Annotated in this window: 9 protein-coding genes and 1 pseudogene; 3 read left to right on the top strand and 7 right to left on the bottom strand. The window is 63.5% G+C overall.

What is annotated here, in order from left to right; all coding sequences use genetic code 11:
- Nucleotides 1–9: 9 nt before the first annotated feature.
- From WS75_RS03645 to WS75_RS03655, 3 genes are all read right to left on the bottom strand, one after another.
- A complete protein-coding gene (locus WS75_RS03645) occupies nt 10–234 on the bottom strand; it encodes a glycine zipper 2TM domain-containing protein (protein WP_174908190.1) in 225 nt (74 codons plus the stop codon).
- Between the two features lie 155 nt (nt 235–389).
- Nucleotides 390–8996 (bottom strand): GH36-type glycosyl hydrolase domain-containing protein, encoded by an 8607-nt coding sequence (locus WS75_RS03650; protein WP_059679199.1) that lies wholly within the window; start codon nt 8994–8996, stop codon nt 390–392.
- Between the two features lie 61 nt (nt 8997–9057).
- Entirely contained in the window at nt 9058–9510 is a 453-nt protein-coding gene (locus tag WS75_RS03655; protein WP_059679200.1) for a type II toxin-antitoxin system HicB family antitoxin, read from the bottom strand.
- Between the two features lie 382 nt (nt 9511–9892).
- On the opposite strand from WS75_RS03655, the gene WS75_RS31455 reads away from it, so the two are divergent.
- Together WS75_RS31455 and WS75_RS03660 are read left to right on the top strand one after the other, a co-directional pair.
- On the top strand, nt 9893–10096 hold the full coding sequence (locus tag WS75_RS31455) for a hypothetical protein (RefSeq protein ID WP_082729484.1): 204 nt from the start codon (nt 9893–9895) through the stop codon (nt 10094–10096).
- Nucleotides 10097–10486: 390 nt separating this feature from the next.
- Nucleotides 10487–11359 (top strand): slipin family protein, encoded by an 873-nt coding sequence (locus tag WS75_RS03660; protein ID WP_059679297.1) that lies wholly within the window; start codon nt 10487–10489, stop codon nt 11357–11359.
- 67 nt (nt 11360–11426) lie between these two features.
- Here WS75_RS03660 and mgtA read toward each other — a convergent pair whose 3' ends face one another.
- From mgtA to WS75_RS03680, 3 genes and pseudogenes are all read right to left on the bottom strand, one after another.
- Nucleotides 11427–13964 (bottom strand): magnesium-translocating P-type ATPase, encoded by a 2538-nt coding sequence (gene mgtA / locus WS75_RS03665; protein WP_059679201.1) that lies wholly within the window; start codon nt 13962–13964, stop codon nt 11427–11429.
- A 200-nt stretch (nt 13965–14164) separates the two neighbouring features.
- Nucleotides 14165–14596, bottom strand: a pseudogene (locus tag WS75_RS03670) (Crp/Fnr family transcriptional regulator); the annotation flags it as partial.
- Nucleotides 14597–15345: 749 nt separating this feature from the next.
- Nucleotides 15346–15999: a response regulator gene (locus WS75_RS03680; RefSeq protein ID WP_059679204.1), complete on the bottom strand. Its 654-nt coding sequence runs from the start codon at nt 15997–15999 to the stop codon at nt 15346–15348.
- Nucleotides 16000–16223: 224 nt separating this feature from the next.
- Here WS75_RS03680 and WS75_RS34410 point away from each other — a divergent pair, with 224 nt between their 5' ends.
- A complete protein-coding gene (locus WS75_RS34410; RefSeq protein ID WP_059679205.1) occupies nt 16224–16514 on the top strand; it encodes a hypothetical protein in 291 nt (96 codons plus the stop codon).
- 114 nt (nt 16515–16628) lie between these two features.
- On the opposite strand, the gene WS75_RS03690 is transcribed toward WS75_RS34410, so the two are convergent.
- A complete protein-coding gene (locus tag WS75_RS03690) occupies nt 16629–17348 on the bottom strand; it encodes a Bax inhibitor-1/YccA family protein (RefSeq protein ID WP_059679206.1) in 720 nt (239 codons plus the stop codon).
- Nucleotides 17349–17689 lie beyond the last annotated feature (341 nt).

Below are 17689 nucleotides of genomic sequence, written 5' to 3' on the forward strand. Positions count from 1 at the left end.
TCGGCCGGCCTATTTCCCGACCTGGTTGCCGACAACGCCGCCGACGGCCGCGCCGCCCACCGTGCCCAACGCACTGCCGCCCGTCAGGACCGCGCCGGCGACGCCACCGACACCCGCCCCGATCACGGTATCCGTTCCGCGACGAGACATACCGCCGCAACCCGCCAGCACGACAATCGTCAACGTGACGATCGCCATCTCGACCGCCACGGAATGTAGCTTTCTCATGATCATCCCCTCGGGTTGCCGCCGCGCCGTCCGATCCGGCACGACGCACGGAAGCCCCTGCGCAGACATCCCGATGAAATTCGGGACGTCAGTTCATGATGGGCGGTGAATCGCGCACAGTCCGTCCGCTAACGTACCGGCCCGGATGCCGACCTGTCGCCTCACAGAAGCACCGCTTGCGCCGCCCCCAGCGTCACGACCACGCTGTGACGCCGGCCGTCGTCCACGAGTCGCACCGCCACTTCGCCGGCGGCGAGCCGCACGCCATCCGCGAAGAGGCTGGACACGCCGCTGCTGACGGCGTCGGGATTCTCGACCACGATGTCGTAGTGCGCCGCCCCGTGACGCAGCGTGGCCCTGAAGCCGGGCCAGGACTGCGGGATGCACGGTTGAATGGACAGCATGTCGCCATGCCTGCGCAGGCCGAGCAGGCCTTCGACGCCCGCGCGATACAGCCAGCCCGCCGAGCCGGTGTACCAGGTCCATCCGCCGCGGCCGACATTCGGCGCGACCGAATAGACGTCGGCCGCAACCACGTATGGTTCCACCCGATAGCGATTCGCGCCGCTGCGCGTGCGACTGCGATTGATCGGATTGAGCAGCGCGAACAGGTTCGCGGCACGATCGCCGTCGCCCATTTGCGCGAACGCGAGCACCGACCACGTGGCCGCATGCGTGTACTGGCCGCCGTTTTCCCGGATGCCCGGCGGATAGCCCTTGAGATAGCCGGGATCGACCGGCGAACGATCGAACGGCGGCGCGAACAGCAACGCCAGGCCATCGTCGCGGCGGATCAGTCGCGCGTCCAGCGCGCCCATCGCCTGCGCGGCGCGCGCCGGGTCCGCCGCGCCCGACAGCACGCTCCACGACTGTGCGATCGAGTCGATCGAACATTCGGCGTTGCCGGCCGCGCCGAGCGGCGTGCCGTCGTCGAAGTAGCCGCGCAGATACCACGCGCCATCCCACCCCGCCTCGGCAAGCGCGTCGCGCAACGCGTCGGCGCGCGTCAGCCAGCGCGCCGCCAGTTCGCCCGAGCCGCGCGCCGTGGCGAGCGGGGCGAACGCCGTGAGCGTCGCATGCAGGAACCACCCGAGCCAGACGCTTTCGCCCCGCCCGGCCTCGCCGACCCGGTTCATGCCGTCGTTCCAGTCGCCCGTGCCGATCAGAGGCAGACCATGCTCGCCGAAATGCGCCAGACTGGACTCCAACCCGCGCGCGCAATGCTCGAACAGCGACGCGCTCGTCTCCGAGATGCGCGGGATGAAGAACGCGTCCTGCTCGTCGGTGGCCAGCGGTCGTCCGTCGATGAACGGAATCGACGCATCGAGAATCGCGCGGTCGCCGCTGACGTCGACGTAGTACGCAACCGCATGGGCGAGCCAGACCCGGTCGTCGGAGATCCGTGTGCGTACGCCGCTGCCGCTTTCGGGCAGCCACCAGTGCTGCATGTCGCCCTCGGGAAACTGGCGCGCCGCCGCCCGCAGCAGATGCTCGCGCGTCAAGGCCGGGCGAGCGACCGCGAGCGCCATGCCATCCTGCAGCTGGTCGCGGAAACCGTACGCGCCGCTCGCCTGATAGAAGCCCGCACGCGCCCAGATCCGGCACGACAGCGTCTGGTACAGCAGCCAGCGATTCAGCATCAGATCCATCGCACGATCAGGCGTTTCGACCTGAACGGCGCCGAGCGTCTCGTCCCAGAACGCCGTCACGGCGGCGAATATCGCGTCGAGATCCGCCTGACGATAATGCGCGATCAACTGGCGCGCCGTTGCCGCATCGACGCCTTCGCCGAGCAGCAAAACGATTTCGACGCTGCCGCCGGGTTCGAGATCGACCGTGGTCTGCAACGCGGCACACGGGTCGAGCCCGGCGCCGACGCGGCCCGACAACGGCGATGCGCCGGCCCTGCCCGGAAAGCCGGCGGGATCGCTCAGGACACCATTGCGGCCGATGAACTCGCGCCGGTCCGCGCTCCACGAGGTTTGCAGCCCGCATAAATCGGCGAACGCCACTCTGCCGCGATACACCTGGCTCCAGTCGTTGCGGGCAAACAGCGCGCCGGTGGCCGGATCGATCTCGCTCGCGGTGTGCGGCGCCGAGGCGCTGCGCGACGCACCCATCGCCCACTCCGCATAGATTGCGACGGACAGCCGGCGGGGCCGGTCCGACAGATTGCGCAGGCTCAGGCGGGAAATCTTGACAGGATCGGCCAGCGGCACGAACTGCAGCAACTCGACGGCGACATCGGCGGCGGAATGCGCAAACCGGCTGTAGCCCTGGCCATGACTCGCCACGAAAGCGGTCGCGCTCGGCGCGTCGTCGCCGATCGAACCCGCCTGCGGCCCCCAGCGCACACCAGTCTCGTCGTCGCGGATGTAGAACACTTCGCTCGGCGGATCGGTGACCGGGTCGTTCGACCACGGCGTCAGCGGATGCTCGCGGCTGTTCGTCACCCAGGTATGGCCGCCCCCCTCCGCCGATGTCAGGAAGCCGCACGATGGATTCGCGACGACGTTGACCCACGGCATCGGTGTGCATTGACCGGGCTGCAGTGTCACGACGTATTCGCGTCCGCCGCGCGCGAAACCGCCGATGCCGTTGAAGTATTCGAGACCGGCGCCGGCCTGTGCGCCCTTCGGTGGAGAAATCGCGGGCGGTGGCAGCGGCGGGCTCGCGGCATCCGGGCGCACGGGCAGCGGCGCAGCAGCGAGGCGCCGCAACTGGTCCACCAGCCGGCCGTTGCGCGCGGCGAGCACGGCCCGCGCAACGGCCGGAAACAGTGCGCGCGCCGCCACCGCCATCAGGTCCTCGCGCAGGACGAAAATATTGCCGCGTCCGGCTTCGCCCGGCGGCTGCCGGGGCCGCACCAGCCCCTCGAGCGCCGCCTGCAAATCCTGCACATACGACGCCGCGCGCTCGTTGATAATGACCAGATCGACCTCGAGCCGCTTCATCCGCCAGTACTCGTGCGCGCGAATCAACTGCCGCACCATGGCGATGTGCTCGATGTCGTCGATCCGGACAAGCAGTATCGGCAGATCCCCCGATACGCCATGCGTCCACAACGGCGACGCGCCCACGCCGCCCGCCGCCGATACCGCCGCCGCATGGCGCTGCAGCGCGGCGGAGCCCGGCCGCATCGACGCATCGCTGTAGAGCATGTATCCGGCCAGCTGCTGGAACAACGCGGCCTCGTCCAGGCTCACCGCGCTGTGCCGCAGTTGCACCTGCGCCTGGGTCCACGCGAGCATCGCCGCACGCGCGAACGATTCACCGTCGCGATGCTTGTCGACCAGATCGAGCAACTGCGCGCGCGAATCGGCGACGATGGTCCAGTAGGCGATACTTGCCTTCGCGCCCGGCTCGATCCGCAACTGCCGCCGCAACGTGAACGCCGCGTCCAGCACCGCGCCTTCGGAAGCACTCAGCGCGCGCCGTTCGGTCAGCGCAAGCGGCAAGCGAACGCTGCGTCCGCGTCCGATGACACGCAATCGATCGGTATCGAATTCTTCCGCGCCGACGGTTTCGCCGGCCGTCACCGCCAGATGAGCGGCCCACACCTCCGCCTCGTTCGGCGCGCGCCTGCGGCGCGTCGCCAGAATGGCGCCGGACGCCGGCATGTACTCGGTTTCGATGAACAGCTTCGAGAATGCGGGATGCGCGTGATCGGCGGCGGCTGGCGCGAGCACGATTTCCGCGTACGACGTGAATTCGATCACGCGCGGCCGGGTGCCCGTGTTGGCCACCGACACCCGACGCACCTCCGCGTCGTCCTCGGCTGATACCACCACCTCGAGCGACGTCGTCAAGGTACCGTCGCGACGCACGAACTCGGCGCGATCCTCGGTGAACGTCACGTCGTAGCTGTCCGGTACCACGCCAGTGGGCTGCCACGTGGCCGACCAGACGTCGCCGTTCTCGGCGTCTCGCAGATACAGATAGCTGCCCCAATCGTCGCGCGTCGCGTCCTCCCGCCAGCGCGTAACGGCCAGATCGTCGCGACGGCTGTAGCCGGACCCCGCGGCCGTGAGCATCACGGCGTAGCGGCCGTTGGACAGCAGATGCGTGACGGGTGTGGGATCGTTCGCGGACAGCAGGCGCCGCGCGACGCCGGCATCGATCCCATGCATCCTGCCGGCGGGGCGCGTATCGACCCGCGGCCTCCCTGCCGCGACCCGGCCCGGCACCCGCTCCTGCAACAGCAGCTCGGTGGCCCGAACGGCCGGTTCCGCATGGAAGAAGGTGCGAATGCGCCCGCCCAGCAACGCATTGGCGATCGACACGATCGACATGCCCTGGTGATGCGCCATGAACGCCTGCACGACGGCAACCGGCATGCCTTCCGGCACGCGCGCGGGCGTGTAGTCGAGCGCTTCGTAGAAGCCGAAGCGCCCGCACGCGCCGGCCGTACGCAGCCGTTCGAAGTTGCACGCGGCGGCGTGCGGCGCGACCATCGCCGCAAGCGCGGTCGCATAGGGCGCGACCACCAGATTCTGGTCGAGATCGCGCTTGAGCCCCAGCTCCGGCACGCCGAAGCTCGAATATTGATAGGTCAGCTCGATGTCGCGCGTGTTGTATGCCGACTCGGACATGCCCCACGGCAGGCGCAGCCCGTCGCCATAGGCGATCTGCTGTCGCACCACCAGGTGATTGGTGCGTGCAAGCAGGCTGCTGTCCGGCGCGCGCATCACGAGCGACGGCATCAGGTATTCGAACATCGATCCCGACCATGAGATCAACGCTGCGCCGTGCCCGATCGGCGTCGCCAGGCGGCCTAGCCGGAACCAGTGGCGCGCGGGAATGTCGCCCTTCGCGATCGCGACGAAACTCGCCAGGCGAGCCTCCGACGCCAACAGATCGTAGTTGCCCGGATCGAGCCGACCATCGGCCACCGCGTAGCCGATCGACAGCAGGTTCCGCACCGGGTCGAGCAGAAAGCCGAACTCCATTGCATAGGCCATCTGCAACGCAGTATCGGCCAGCACCTGAAGACGCTTATTCAGCACGTCCGCCTCGGCCGGCGCGCGCGTCGCGTCACGGCAATGCCCTTGCACCACGTGCTCCAGCGCCTGCGCCCAGAACAACACGTCGTCGACGTCGCCGCCTCGCACCCGGCCGATCTCGTCCATCAGCGCGCGCGCGATATCGGCGACCGTCGCAGCGAGGATCGTGATCGCATTCCATTCCGTCGCGGCGAGCGTGTCCTCCAGTTCGGTCGCGGCCCGCTCGAATTCACCGTGCAAGGTCGTCCGGGCGTCGCCATCCCGGCACACGGCCTTGCGCAACAGCGCCAGCGTATCGCCGATCCCTTCATGCGCGGCCTGCCGTCCCACGCCAGCCGGCTGATTCGCCCACGCCCGGCAACCGTTTCCGAGCGCGATCAGATGCCCGGCGAGATTGCCGCTGTCGACCGTCGACACATACCGCGGCTCGAGAGGCCGCAGATCGCGCGTGTCGTACCAGTTGTAGAAATGGCCACGATAGCGCGACATCAGCCGCATCGTCGCGAGCGTCGCCTCCAGACGCGACACCGCATCCAGCGTGCCAAGCCAGCCGAACTCGCGGGCGCTGACGACGGACAACAGGTACAGCCCGATATTGGTGGGCGAAGTCCGGTGCGCACAAACGGGCTTCGGGTTCTCCTGGAAATTGTCCAGCGGGAGCATCTGATCGTCGGCCGTCACGAATGTCTCGAAATAACGCCAGGTCCGGCGCGCGTCGCGCCGCAGTTGACGCGCATCGTGCGGCGTCACCGCCAACTCGCCCGCCGGCCGCGGTGCGCGGCTCAACCAGTAGGCGATCGCGGGCGCCGCGAGCCAGACTAGCGCGAACGGGACGGCCAGCCAGCCCGCATGACGATCGACGCGCCAGCCCACCATCAGACTGGCGGCCGCGCCAAGCAGCGCGAGCGTCACGCCGCCGCGCATCTGCAGATAGGTGGACGCCAGGGTCCGGCGGTCGCGTGCGCCGGCTTCGGCCGCCGTGGTCCACTCGAGCAGGTGGCGATGGCTGATCCCCAAGCGAAACAGCGTGCGCGCGATCGCGTCGCCCATCGACCATGCCTGCTGCGGCAGCATGACGATCGACAGGCCGAACCGCGTCAACGCGAACTGCAGCTCCGTCGACCACGCATGGAGCACGCTGCGCGTGGTCATCTTCACGTGCGTGCGCCGCCAGCGCGGCACCAGTCCGCTCATTACGGGCAACAGGAACGGCAGCGCGATCGTCACCAGCACGAAGGCACTCCAGCCGAGCGATACGGGAAGCGGCTGCATCCATCCGGCCAGTAGCGCGATCAGCATGGCGGGCGCCGTGAGCGTGCGACGCAGGTTGTCCAGCATCTTCCAGCGGCCAACCGCCGTCAGCGGCTCGTGCCCGAAAATCAACCACGGCAGGAGCTGCCAATCGCCGCGCGCCCATCGGTGGAGGCGTCCCGCCGCGACGTCGTAGCGCGACGGCGACGCTTCGACGACCTCGACATCCGACGCCAGCCCGGCCCGCGCGAAAATGCCTTCGAACAGATCGTGACTGAGCACCGTGTTCTCCGGCACGCGGCCGGCGAGCACCGCCTCGAACGCATCGACGTCGTAGATGCCCTTGCCCGCATAGGAACCTTCGTCGAACAGGTCCTGATAGACGTCCGATACGGCCGACACGTAAGGATCGATGCCGTGCGCGCTCGACGACACGCGCTGAAAAAGCGACCCCTCGTCGCCGTTCGCGAGGGACGACGCAACGCGCGGCTGAAGCACACCGTAGCCTTCGACGATGCACCGGCTCGCCGGGTCGAATACCGGCCGGTTGAGCGGGTGCGCCATCTTGCCGACCAGGCGGCCCACAGTATCGCGCAGCAGCCGCGTATCGGCATCGAGCGTGATCACGTAGCGCACGTCAGGCGGCACCCGCGGCGGTCGGCCTCCCGGCGCGACGAACGTCGTGTCCGACGCCCCGCGCAGCAACCGGTTCAGCTCGTGCAGCTTGCCGCGCTTGCGCTCCCAGCCCATCCAGCAGCGTTCGCCGTCGCTCCACACGCGCTTGCGGTGCAGCAGCAGAAAGCGTTCGCTCTCGCCCGGTGCCGGCGGATAAAGGCCATTCAACCGGTCGATACCCGCCACCGCGAATGCCAGCAGCCCGTCATCGCTATCGGTGTTCGGGGTGGGCGCATCCACCCAGTCGGAAAGCAGTGCGAAGTAAAGCGTACCATCGTGGCTTGCCAGGTGATGAATTTCCAGTTGCTCGATCTGCTCGGCGAGCGCCGCGTTCGTCGTCAGCAGCACCGGCACCGCGACCATGGTGCGCAGGTCCGGCGGAATGCCGTCAAGCAACGCGAGGCCGGGCAGGATCTTCGCGCCGACATCGCGCATCACGCTGCGATTGACGAGCGCGACCGCGACATCCAGCGCGGGTAGCAGGCCGGCAACGCCGAGCCAGATCAGCCAGTGACCGGGCGGCTCGATGCGGGTAAGCCAGGCCAGCATGGCCGTCAGCAGCACTGCAGCAATTAGCCCGATACGACCGAGATAGCCGCCGAGACCGGCGCGGCGCGTCAGGCGCCGCAACCACAACGCAACCGGGGGCCGATAGCCGATCTCCGCCTCGAATGCGGCGCGGCCGTCCGCCAGCAGGTAGTAACCTGGATCCGTCTCGCGCCCCGGCGCGGCACCGGCGGCCAGCGTGCCGCGCGTCCCCTGCGCCGCCGCATCGGCGACGACGCGGCGGGCAATCTCGAGTTCGCTGACGGGTGCGCCACGGGCAAGCACTTCAACCGCGTCGCGATACAGGTTACGCGTGGGGAAATCCATCTCCGTGAAGCCCGGGTGATGACGCAGCGCTTGATCGACCAGGCTGATGCGCTCGAACAAAACGGTCCAGTCCACTTCCGAAATCAGCCGCATGCTGGTGATGACGTTGCGCACGGTCAGACTGGCTGCGCCCTGCTGATGGTTGACGGAGGCGACGATCTGCTCCGGCGTCGCGCCGCGTGCCGCCAGGTGCCGATGCAGCCACACCAGTGCCGGCGCGACGGCCGGATCGGGATCGTGCAGCCGCTGAATTAGCTGCACCGCGAACGCATCGTGCAATACGGCCTGTTCATAACGGGCGACAAGCGGCTCCGCCTCCACCCGCGCATGCCCGCGTTCGCCCAGCAGGCGATCCGCAAGTGCGTCGGCGTCGAGCCGCGCGCGCCGGTCGTCGATGATCTGATCGGCGAGCCGACGCAGGTTTTCGATCAGCACGATCCGCAATGTGATCGCAACCGCCCACAGTTCGCCGATCGTCAGCGGTTCCACGGCCTGATAGGCAAGCATGAACCGGCATAGCATATCGGGATCGAAACGGCTGTCCGTATGGGCGACGAATGACCAGTTGATCTCGAAAACGCGCGGATAACCGGCAAACGGCCCGTTGCCGAGCTTGGGCAGTTGCCGGTAATAGCGCGGGGAAAGATCGTCGCGGATCTGCCGCACCTGCTCCGCGACGAGATAGTAGTTGTCGAGCAGCCACTCCGCTGCCGGTGTGATTTCTTCGCCGCGCGCGTCTGCGGCCACGGTGTTCCGGTACGCCTTCAGCAGATGATCCGCGTTGTCCTTCAGCCGCGTCGCCAGAGACGGACCAGAGGCCGCCCCGGGCACTACCTTCTGCGCACGCGCCAGGCTTCCCGCATGCTGCGCCAGCCGTTCATCGCCGAAGAACTCCTCGCGAATCGGCCGTGCATTGCTCCATGGCGATGTCCGGCGTCGCGAAACACGCGCAACGGGAATCTTCACGGCACCTTCTCCTGAATGACCACTCCATCCGCCCAGGCTTCACGCCCAAAGCGTCGCACCGTCAAACCGCTTCCGACAGCGATTTCACGTCCGGTTCGAAACGCTCCGCGACGTGCAGTGCAGATCGGTCGATGGCATTCGCACACGCCATCGACACGAATGCATCGCGAGTCGTGTGCAGCGCACTCGCCTTCAGGTCGATGTCGCGCACAACGCATTTCGGCAGGCACAGCTCGATCCTCTCGGAACTCGAGGTCATGCCGGTCAGGTCGATATCGAAGAACCGCCAGATTCCGTCACCCACGTCGATATCCGACGCCTGCAATATCGACATATCCGTGGTCGGCGGCGGTACAAGGCGCCGGGAACCGTCATAGCAGGCCACGACCTGTTGCGCCGCAGCCACCCGCAACTCGTCATACGAGCCACCCTCCACCTCGATTTCCGGAAAATCCGGAAGCGCGCCGTGATAGCGAGGATTCCCGCGCCGCGTGATATAGACCGGATATTTCATGACTCGCTCCCGACGGAAAATGCAACGAAAGTCATCATGCATGGCGGGGCTCGACGAATCTGTACGCTGAAGAACAGTCTGCGTGGCGTGTTTGATGATCGCGCGTGAAGCGCGAGGGACGCGGTCCCGCGCGCCCCGCCCTATACGCCATCGGCTTTGTACGACAGCGTACCGACTGACGAAGCGTGCAGACGCATGGTGGTACTTCATGCGCAGATTGGCGATGGACCGTGGCCTTGATGACGAGGGGGACGTCATGATGGACGTAGGCTGTTGCGCCCCCTTGTGCCTCGTTTCGCCCCATATCGCCTGCGCGCTTTGATTCGACTCAAGCAGTACAAGCGTGAACCATGACGCAACGATTCCCTGACGGAGCCGTTTGATGAAAGATCACCCGAAGCGAGAAAATAATCTCAAGGACAACCAACAAGAACAGGCGGAAGCGCGCGCGACCGACGACGGCATGCCGGTCGTGGGTCCGCAGCGAAAAAAGCGATATCCCCTTTTGTGGAAAGCCGTGACGCCCAGACGATATGTTTCCGACGCAAGGAAGCGTCTCGGCATGGGTTTTCTATCGACCCTGTAACGTTTCCGTAGTAAACCTCCTCGCGCTCAAACAGAACGGGGAGCCGCCCCAGCAAGGCGGAATGGGAAGCCGGCCGAAACGCCGGCTTTTTACCTGTTCAGGTCGCCCGTCACGATAAACGGCGCTCGGAACGCCGCACTGTCCGGTGCCGGATCGGCGGCATTGGCGATACCGTGCGCGGCGTTTGCAAGTCTTGCGCATTGCTCGCGACCAGTCGTGGCTCCTGCGCCCCGACCCGGTACGTCATCGTACAGATTCGCATCGCAATCGGGCGCATCTTCCGAATGAACGCCCAAATCTCCGATGCCCGGGCGCAAGGACAATCGCGCGAAAAGTTGTCGTGCTTCGTGACGCTTGCCGCAAGTCGGCATCATCGAATGGAGCGCCACCATGAACCCCGTCACGCTATTTCTGTCCGCCGTCGTAATGCTCGCGGCGCTTGCCGTCGGCGCCTTGGTCAATCCGTATCTCGCCTTACCCGTCTTCATCGTCGCCATCCTGATCGCACTCTCCGTAAAAGTGGCGAATGTCTGGGAAAAATTCGTGATCCTGCGCGTTGGGAAACTGCAGAGCGTCAAGGGCGCCGGATTTTTTTTGATTGTACCGATACTGGACAACGTCGTCGCAGTGATCGACGAGCGCATTCAAACGACGGCATTCAATGCTCAAGAGGCGCTTACCAGGGATACCGTGCCGGTCAACGTCGACGCCATCATCTTCTGGCACGTACACGACGCCCAAAAGGCAGCGCTCGCCATCACTGACTACCGGCAGGCCATCGATCGTGTCGCGCAAACCTCGCTGCGGGAGATGATTGGTTCGTCGATGCTGGCCACGCTGCTCTCCGATCGAAAAGCGGGCGATGAACACCTGGCAGAGGAGATCGGCAGAAAAACCGCCGATTGGGGTATCACGGTGAGGTCCGTGGAAACGCGAGACGTCGCAATCCCTGTCGCGCTGCAGGATTCGATGTCGCGGCAGGCGCAAGCCGAACGCGAGAAGCAGGCGCGTGTGATACTCGGTTCCGCGGAGGCAGAAGTGGCGGCGAAATTCGTCGAGGCATCGAAAGTCTATGAGAATCATCCGTCCGCACTTCAATTGCGAGCAATGAACATCATTTATGAAACGACGAAGGAGCGCGGCGCCACGATTCTGATTCCGAGTTCGATGGTGGACAGCCTGAACCCGGTTCTGGCATTGGCAATTGCCGGGCACGACGTGACCGATTCGACTTCGGTGCCGACGCTCAAGACGGCAGCATAGAGGTGCGGCAGCATGTCGACGGCCCTGGCTATCGGAAAACCAGAGTCCGCAGTCGTGTTGCGCCGGATCAATGCGCCGCAAAAAATCGGTAAAACAATTGCTTAGTCCATTCCACCGCAACCAAATAGCAGAGCAGCATCGCCAGTAGAATCAGGAAGAACTGCGGCGGGGGTGCGACGAAGCCGAGAAGCCCTGCAACCGGCGTGAAGGGCAATGCACCGGCGATCAGCACGACCGCGAGCGAGGTAATTGTCAGTACGCGACCTGGCCGACTCTTGAACGGACTGCCCTGCGTTCGAATGATAAATATCACCAGTACCTGAGTGGCAATCGATTCAATGAACCAGCCCGTGTGAAATAACGCCTCGCCCGCATTGAACACCTTCAGCATGATGAAGAACGTCAAGAAATCGAAGACCGAGCTCACTGGTCCGACCACCCACATGAAATTGCGAATGAACTTCGTATCCCAATGCTTGGGATGAGCAAGGAAATCGTCGTCTACGTTATCCATCGGAATAGGCAATTCCGAAACATCGTACAGCAGATTGTTGAGGAGAATCTGCGCCGGCAGCATCGGCAAAAAGGCGAGAAACATCGTTGCGCCCGCCATGCTGAACATGTTGCCGAAATTCGAGCTGGTTCCCATCATGATGTACTTCATGATGTTGGCGAAGGTCCGTCGGCCCTCCAGCACGCCAGCACGCAATACGTTCAAGTCTTGCCGCAGCAAGATCATCGCTGCCGCCGCCTTGGCCACGTCTACCGCGCTATCGACCGAAATACCGATATCCGCCGAATGAAGCGAGGGTGCGTCATTGATCCCGTCGCCAAGATAACCGACGGTATGTCCTTGGGCTTTCAGGCTCAGGATGACGCGGTTTTTCTGCGCGGGCGTGACGCGGCAAAGCAGGTTGGCCTTCTTTATCTGCACCGCTAGCGCGGTATCGTCCATTTGCTGGATTTCGTTGCCGGTGAGTACCCCCGTGACTGGTACGCCAAGTTGTGTAAACACGTGTCGGGTGACCAGCTCACTGTCACCGGTGACGATCTTGACGTCCACGCCGATTTCCGCCAACTCCTTGAGCGCCTTGGACGCGCTGGGCTTGGGGGGATCCAGGAAGGCCGCAAAGCCGGCGAAGATCAGCTCGGTTTCGTCACTCAGACCCGCGTGCAAGCAGTCCGACGCGACCGAACGCCACGCGATGCCAAGCACTTTGAAGCCTTCGCGCTCAAGGCTGTCGTGCAATGCCTGGATGGTCGCCAGCGTGGCTTCATCCAGAGGTTGCGTCCCCAGTGCTTCTCCACGCGCGTATTGTGTGGACAGTCTGAGAATATCCTCCGGCGCGCCCTTTACCACCAGCAACCGCTGCTGGGCATCATCGAGCAACACCGACACACGCCTGCGCTCGAAATCGAACGGCACTTCATCGATCTTGTGCCAATGATCGACCTCGATCTCAGTGTGCTCAAGGATGGCGGCGTCCAGGGGGCTTTTGAGGCCGGTTTCAAAATAGCTATTGAGGTAAGCCAACTGCAGCACCTGCGCGCTGTCTCGCCCTTGCACATCCAGATGCCGCTCCAGATGGATGCGTGCCTCGGTCAGCGTGCCGGTCTTGTCGGTGCACAGCACGTCCATGCTGCCGAGGTTATGAATCGCGGCGAGCTGCTTTACGATGACATGCTGCCGGGCCATGCGCAGTGCGCCGCGCGAGAGCGTTACTGTAACCACCATCGGCAGGAGTTCCGGCGTCAGCCCGACCGCAAGCGCGATAGCGAAGAGAAACGACTCCAGGAAGGGGCGATGGAAGAGCGCATTGACCAGAAACACAAAGAGCACCAGCAGCACGGTCAGGCGCATGATCAGCATGCCAAAGCTATGCGTACCCAACTCAAAAGCAGTGGGTGGAGCCTTTGCCACCAGCGAATCGGCGATGTTGCCAACGGCGGTATCCGAACCAGTCTGGCACACCATCGCCCTTGCCATCCCGCTGATGGCGGACGTTCCCATGAAGACGGCGTTTTCGGCCTGACTGAGGTCGCCCGTCGGCTCAGCGAGGTCCGCTGCATGCTTCTCGACTGGGTAAGATTCGCCCGTCAGCAATGCCTGGTTGACAAAGAAATCCTTAGCCTCGATCAAGCGGCAATCGGCCGGCATGAGATCGCCAGCGGTAAGCAGAACCACATCGCCAGGCACCAGCGTGGCGATCGGCACGTCCTGTGGATGTCCATCGCGTATCACCGTTGCGCGAACGGCAACCGTTTGTTTGAGCTGCTCCGCAGCCTGCCCGGCCCGATACTCCTGAACGAAATCCAGGGTCACGCTGACAAGAACGATGACCCAAATGACCACGAATCCGGTGACCTCGCCAGTCAGCGCCGACACGGCACTGGCGGCGAGCAGGATCATCACGAGGGGATTCCTGAAGTGATTCAGATACTGTAGCAACAGGGATCGTTCACCGCGCGAGCGCAGTGTATTGGGGCCGAAGCGCACTGCCCTTTTGCGTGCTTCCGACTGGCTCAAGCCCTCACCCGATGATGCTAAACGGGCCTGGAGTGCAGCAGAAGGCTGGTTCCAAAAGCAAGATCCCGGCTGATCCATTGCGTACACCTTCTGCGGAAACTGCGCGTTCGCGCCAGGCCACCGACGACTGCTCGAGGTCCAAACGTCAGCACAAGAGGCTGTCACGGCTCCGAGGTTCGCCGTGAGCGGCAGCCCGCCTGTTCCGGTTCTTGTCGATCGATGTCCGGAGATCTATGACTGTTGATTTGTACCAAATCTTGGCCCATGGAGGTCAGGATTCGGTGCAAATAAACGGTCTGCACCATTCGAGTGATGAGCGCTTGGATGTCGCGTAGCAACAGTCGCTGCATCGACGCGCCTTGGTGGAACCCTTCTTTCAGGAAGCGTGCGTCGAGTCCGTAAGCGTACCCTGCGCTCTGCCAGCTTGCTCGGCTCGGGGTTGTTTCGTCCCCGATGAAAAGCGCGATGCCGATCAGCCCGGCATTGCCGGCGACAGCAATTTCCGCTGAGGAAACGTTCTCCATCACGCACAACCGTGAGACACCTGACGTCGTCGGAAAGTAGACGCAACTGCGAGAACCGCCCGACTCGTACCGCACCTTTCCCAGCGGCATGTCAGCCAACGCAAGCTGCTTCGAAATTTGCACAGGATCTACTTCCGGCCATGCTGACAGACAATGATTCTCGACGATGGATGGCTGACCAGACACACGTCGCTCGTGATGCAGCCACTACCTGATGCTCCCGCGACGCGAGGCGTTGCGCTTAGGACTCGAGTTCGCGAAGCAGACGTTGCGCGAGGATCTTGGCGTCTTCGAGCGCGAGATCGTACTGGGCTCTGTCAGCATCGGTTTGGTATGGGGCATCCTCGTTCGGCCCTTCAGTGGCGCGGCGCAGATACACATATCCTCGGAACATACCGTGAGCAGATTCCATTATACGAATGCGTGCGCAATGTGTTGTTGTACTGAATATGAGATCGTCCATGATGGCCCTTCATGTATATTTTTCATCCTATCACTCTGGGAGAAATCAGAAAGATGACCTTGAGCCCGGACAGATAGATGCCGAGTTGCTCTCGGCGTCTTTCAGGGCCGGGACCTGTGCGCAAATTTTTCGCCCCGATTTGTCAGGATGGCAACCAGTGACTATCGGGCGGTTTCCTGCAGTCGAATTCTCGTCGATGTGCTACTCCTGAAAACGGTGCAACTGGATACGGCCCCATCAGTTCAACGACGGACTGCCGCCAGCTTTTTCGGAAGAAAGGCTTAACGCAGTGTCCGGGATGAGTTGACCACTACACGTCCTCGGTGGCCCTGTGAAACCGCATGACCTGCGCACGCTTCACGGCACTCCAATCGCCATTATCGAACTCAAGAACAGTCGTGCATCGCATGGCGGCTCCGCATCTCGAAGTTGGGGAGACGATACGCTTCCACGCGGACGATTCCTGATCCGTTTAACAGCTTCCTTCAACACCAAGATCCAGCAACTGGTGACGTAGCGCAAAGCGGACCATGTCTGATTCATTATTCAGGTCCAGTTTTTCCAGAATGCGCGACTTGTATGTGCTGACTGTCTTGATGCTGAGGTCCAGGCTTCCGGCCATCTGCGAAATCGATTGTCCTGATGCCAGGCCGACCAGGATCTCGAACTCCCGCGCGGTCAGGCGATGATGTGCGAGCGCCTCACTGTCACCGTTGGTGACTTGCGCCAGCAGATCGCCCACCATCGTGCTCACGTATACCCCACCGTCGGCAAGCTTTCGAACCGCGTCTATCAGGTCCGACCGCGAGCAAGTCTTCGAAAGAAATCCCGAAGCCCCAGCCCTGAACACCCGCACCGCATGGGTCTGTTCGGAATGCGCGGTCAGAACGAGCACCCGAACATCCTGATGCTCCTTCTTGATCTTCCTGATGAGTTCGACCCCGTGAATACCGGACATCGCCAATCCGAGTGACAACACGCGCGGCTTCACCGCGCTCACGAGTTCCAGCGTGCCGGCCCCATCTGTGGCTTCACCGGCGATATCGACGTCGTCGACCTCAGCGAGGACGCTACACACACCTGCCCGCATGACGGCATGCGCGTCGGCAATCACCATTTTGATCATGGCAGACACCCATTCATTTGGTAAGCGAACCAACTCGCGATGGCGGGTGATTTGCAGGCACTGACTCGTTTCAAAGCATGGGATCGGGAATGCGTCTCGTCTGCACGCTGCCGTACAAAGTCCGGCGGCACGGACCGAGCGCCGCGACACGCGCACTTAGAGCGAGGCAAAGGTCCTTCACATCCCGTGCCGAATATCGAGCGATACCCCGAAGTGGCGCCCCCTTGATCCAGATCAGCACACAAGACAGGCCAGTGCCGATGCTGTTCATACGGCGTCAAGGGTGTTCCAGCCTGCCGTACGACGTCATCCATACACACGCCAAAGGAGTTGCCATGCGCGCCGAACGGATCAATGAGCTATGGGCCGAATTTGATGACCTTGCTTCGAAGAGCGAAAACGAGGATGTTCAATTTCTGATCCGGGCGATCAAGCTGCACGCAGAGCTGATGAATGCCCGACTCGCCGCGCTCGAGGTGTTGGGCGGCGTCAACGTTCAAACCAAACCGACGTAATGTGCGACCGGTGTCGGGCGGCCAGGCCAGATTCATCCCGGCTCCTGTTTGCTCCGGCGGCGATCCCGCCGGGGCTTGCCGGGCGGCACCCTGTCCCTGGCCGCTACCGCTCGCCTAGCTGCGGCGGCTACCAAAGAGCCGCATCAGCATCAGGAAGAGGTTCAGAAAGTCGAGATAGAGCGCAAGCGCCCCCAAGATCGCCTTCTTGCCGGCGATCTCGTATTCTTCGTCCGCTATGTAGATGCGCTTGATGCGTTGCGTGTCGTACGCGGTGAGTCCCGTGAACACGAGCACGCCGATCACGGAAACGACGAACTGCAGCGCCGACGAAACCAGGAAGATGTTCACGAACCCCGCGATGATGATGCCGATCAGTCCCATGAGCAGAAAGGAGCCGAAGCGCGAGAGATCGGCCCGTGTCGTGTAGCCATAGAGGCTCGTTGCACCGAACGTGGCCGCGCTGATGAAGAAAACGCGCGCAATGCTCTCGCCCGTATACACGAGGAAGATGCCGGAAAACGAAAGCCCGACGAGCGCGGCATAGGCCCAGAAACTGATCTGCGCAGCGCCGAAGCTGATGTGCTCGATACGGAAGCTCAGAAACATGACCAGCGCCAGCGGTGCGAGCAGCAGCACCCAGAAGAGAGGTGTTCCGGCGATCGACCGGTAAAGCCCGGTTGACGCGCCGAGGTACGCAACGGCACCCGTCAGCGCCAGGCCCCCGGCCATATAGTTGTAGATGCGCCGCACATACTGACGAAGGCCTACGTCGTCGCCGCCCAATACGCGCTGCGACTCTTCTGCTCGCGCCCCCTGTCGAAAGTCGTTTCCCATGATCGATTCTCCTCGGATCACAGTCGTGGCGGCCGTGCTTCGCCCTGGCCACGCCCATACTCAATCTCGCCCCTCGGGCAACCGAGCACCTTGACTCACATCAAGCCCATCCGGCGCCGCACCCGCACTACAGAGCCTCGCACGCTCGCGAATTGCGACAGGGCGATACGGCGTCCTCGAACGTCGACAGGGGTTTCAACCATTCTGACCAGGGGCTTTTCCACGCAACGCAGCACACAGGATTCGGATCGAGCCGCTCGCCGACCGCGCGGCCGGCATCGATCGGGACAGCCGCCGGTTCTATCCGGTCGGCGGCGGCATCGCATCGATGGCAGCGGCAG

This window comes from Burkholderia sp. FL-7-2-10-S1-D7 (assembly GCF_001524185.1).
GTDB classification, from domain to species: Bacteria; Pseudomonadota; Gammaproteobacteria; order Burkholderiales; family Burkholderiaceae; genus Burkholderia; species Burkholderia diffusa.

Bases quoted from the DNA above. Each gene is read 5' to 3' on its own strand.
- WS75_RS03660 (WP_059679297.1), top strand. From the start codon at position 10,487: ATGAACCCCGTCACGCTATTTCTGTCCGCCGTCGTAATGCTCGCGGCG.
- mgtA (WP_059679201.1), bottom strand. From the start codon at position 13,964: ATGGATCAGCCGGGATCTTGCTTTTGGAACCAGCCTTCTGCTGCACTC.
- WS75_RS03655 (WP_059679200.1), bottom strand. From the start codon at position 9,510: ATGAAATATCCGGTCTATATCACGCGGCGCGGGAATCCTCGCTATCAC.
- WS75_RS03680 (WP_059679204.1), bottom strand. From the start codon at position 15,999: ATGATCAAAATGGTGATTGCCGACGCGCATGCCGTCATGCGGGCAGGT.
- WS75_RS03645 (WP_174908190.1), bottom strand. From the start codon at position 234: ATGATCATGAGAAAGCTACATTCCGTGGCGGTCGAGATGGCGATCGTC.
- WS75_RS31455 (WP_082729484.1), top strand. From the start codon at position 9,893: ATGAAAGATCACCCGAAGCGAGAAAATAATCTCAAGGACAACCAACAA.
- WS75_RS03690 (WP_059679206.1), bottom strand. From the start codon at position 17,348: ATGGGAAACGACTTTCGACAGGGGGCGCGAGCAGAAGAGTCGCAGCGC.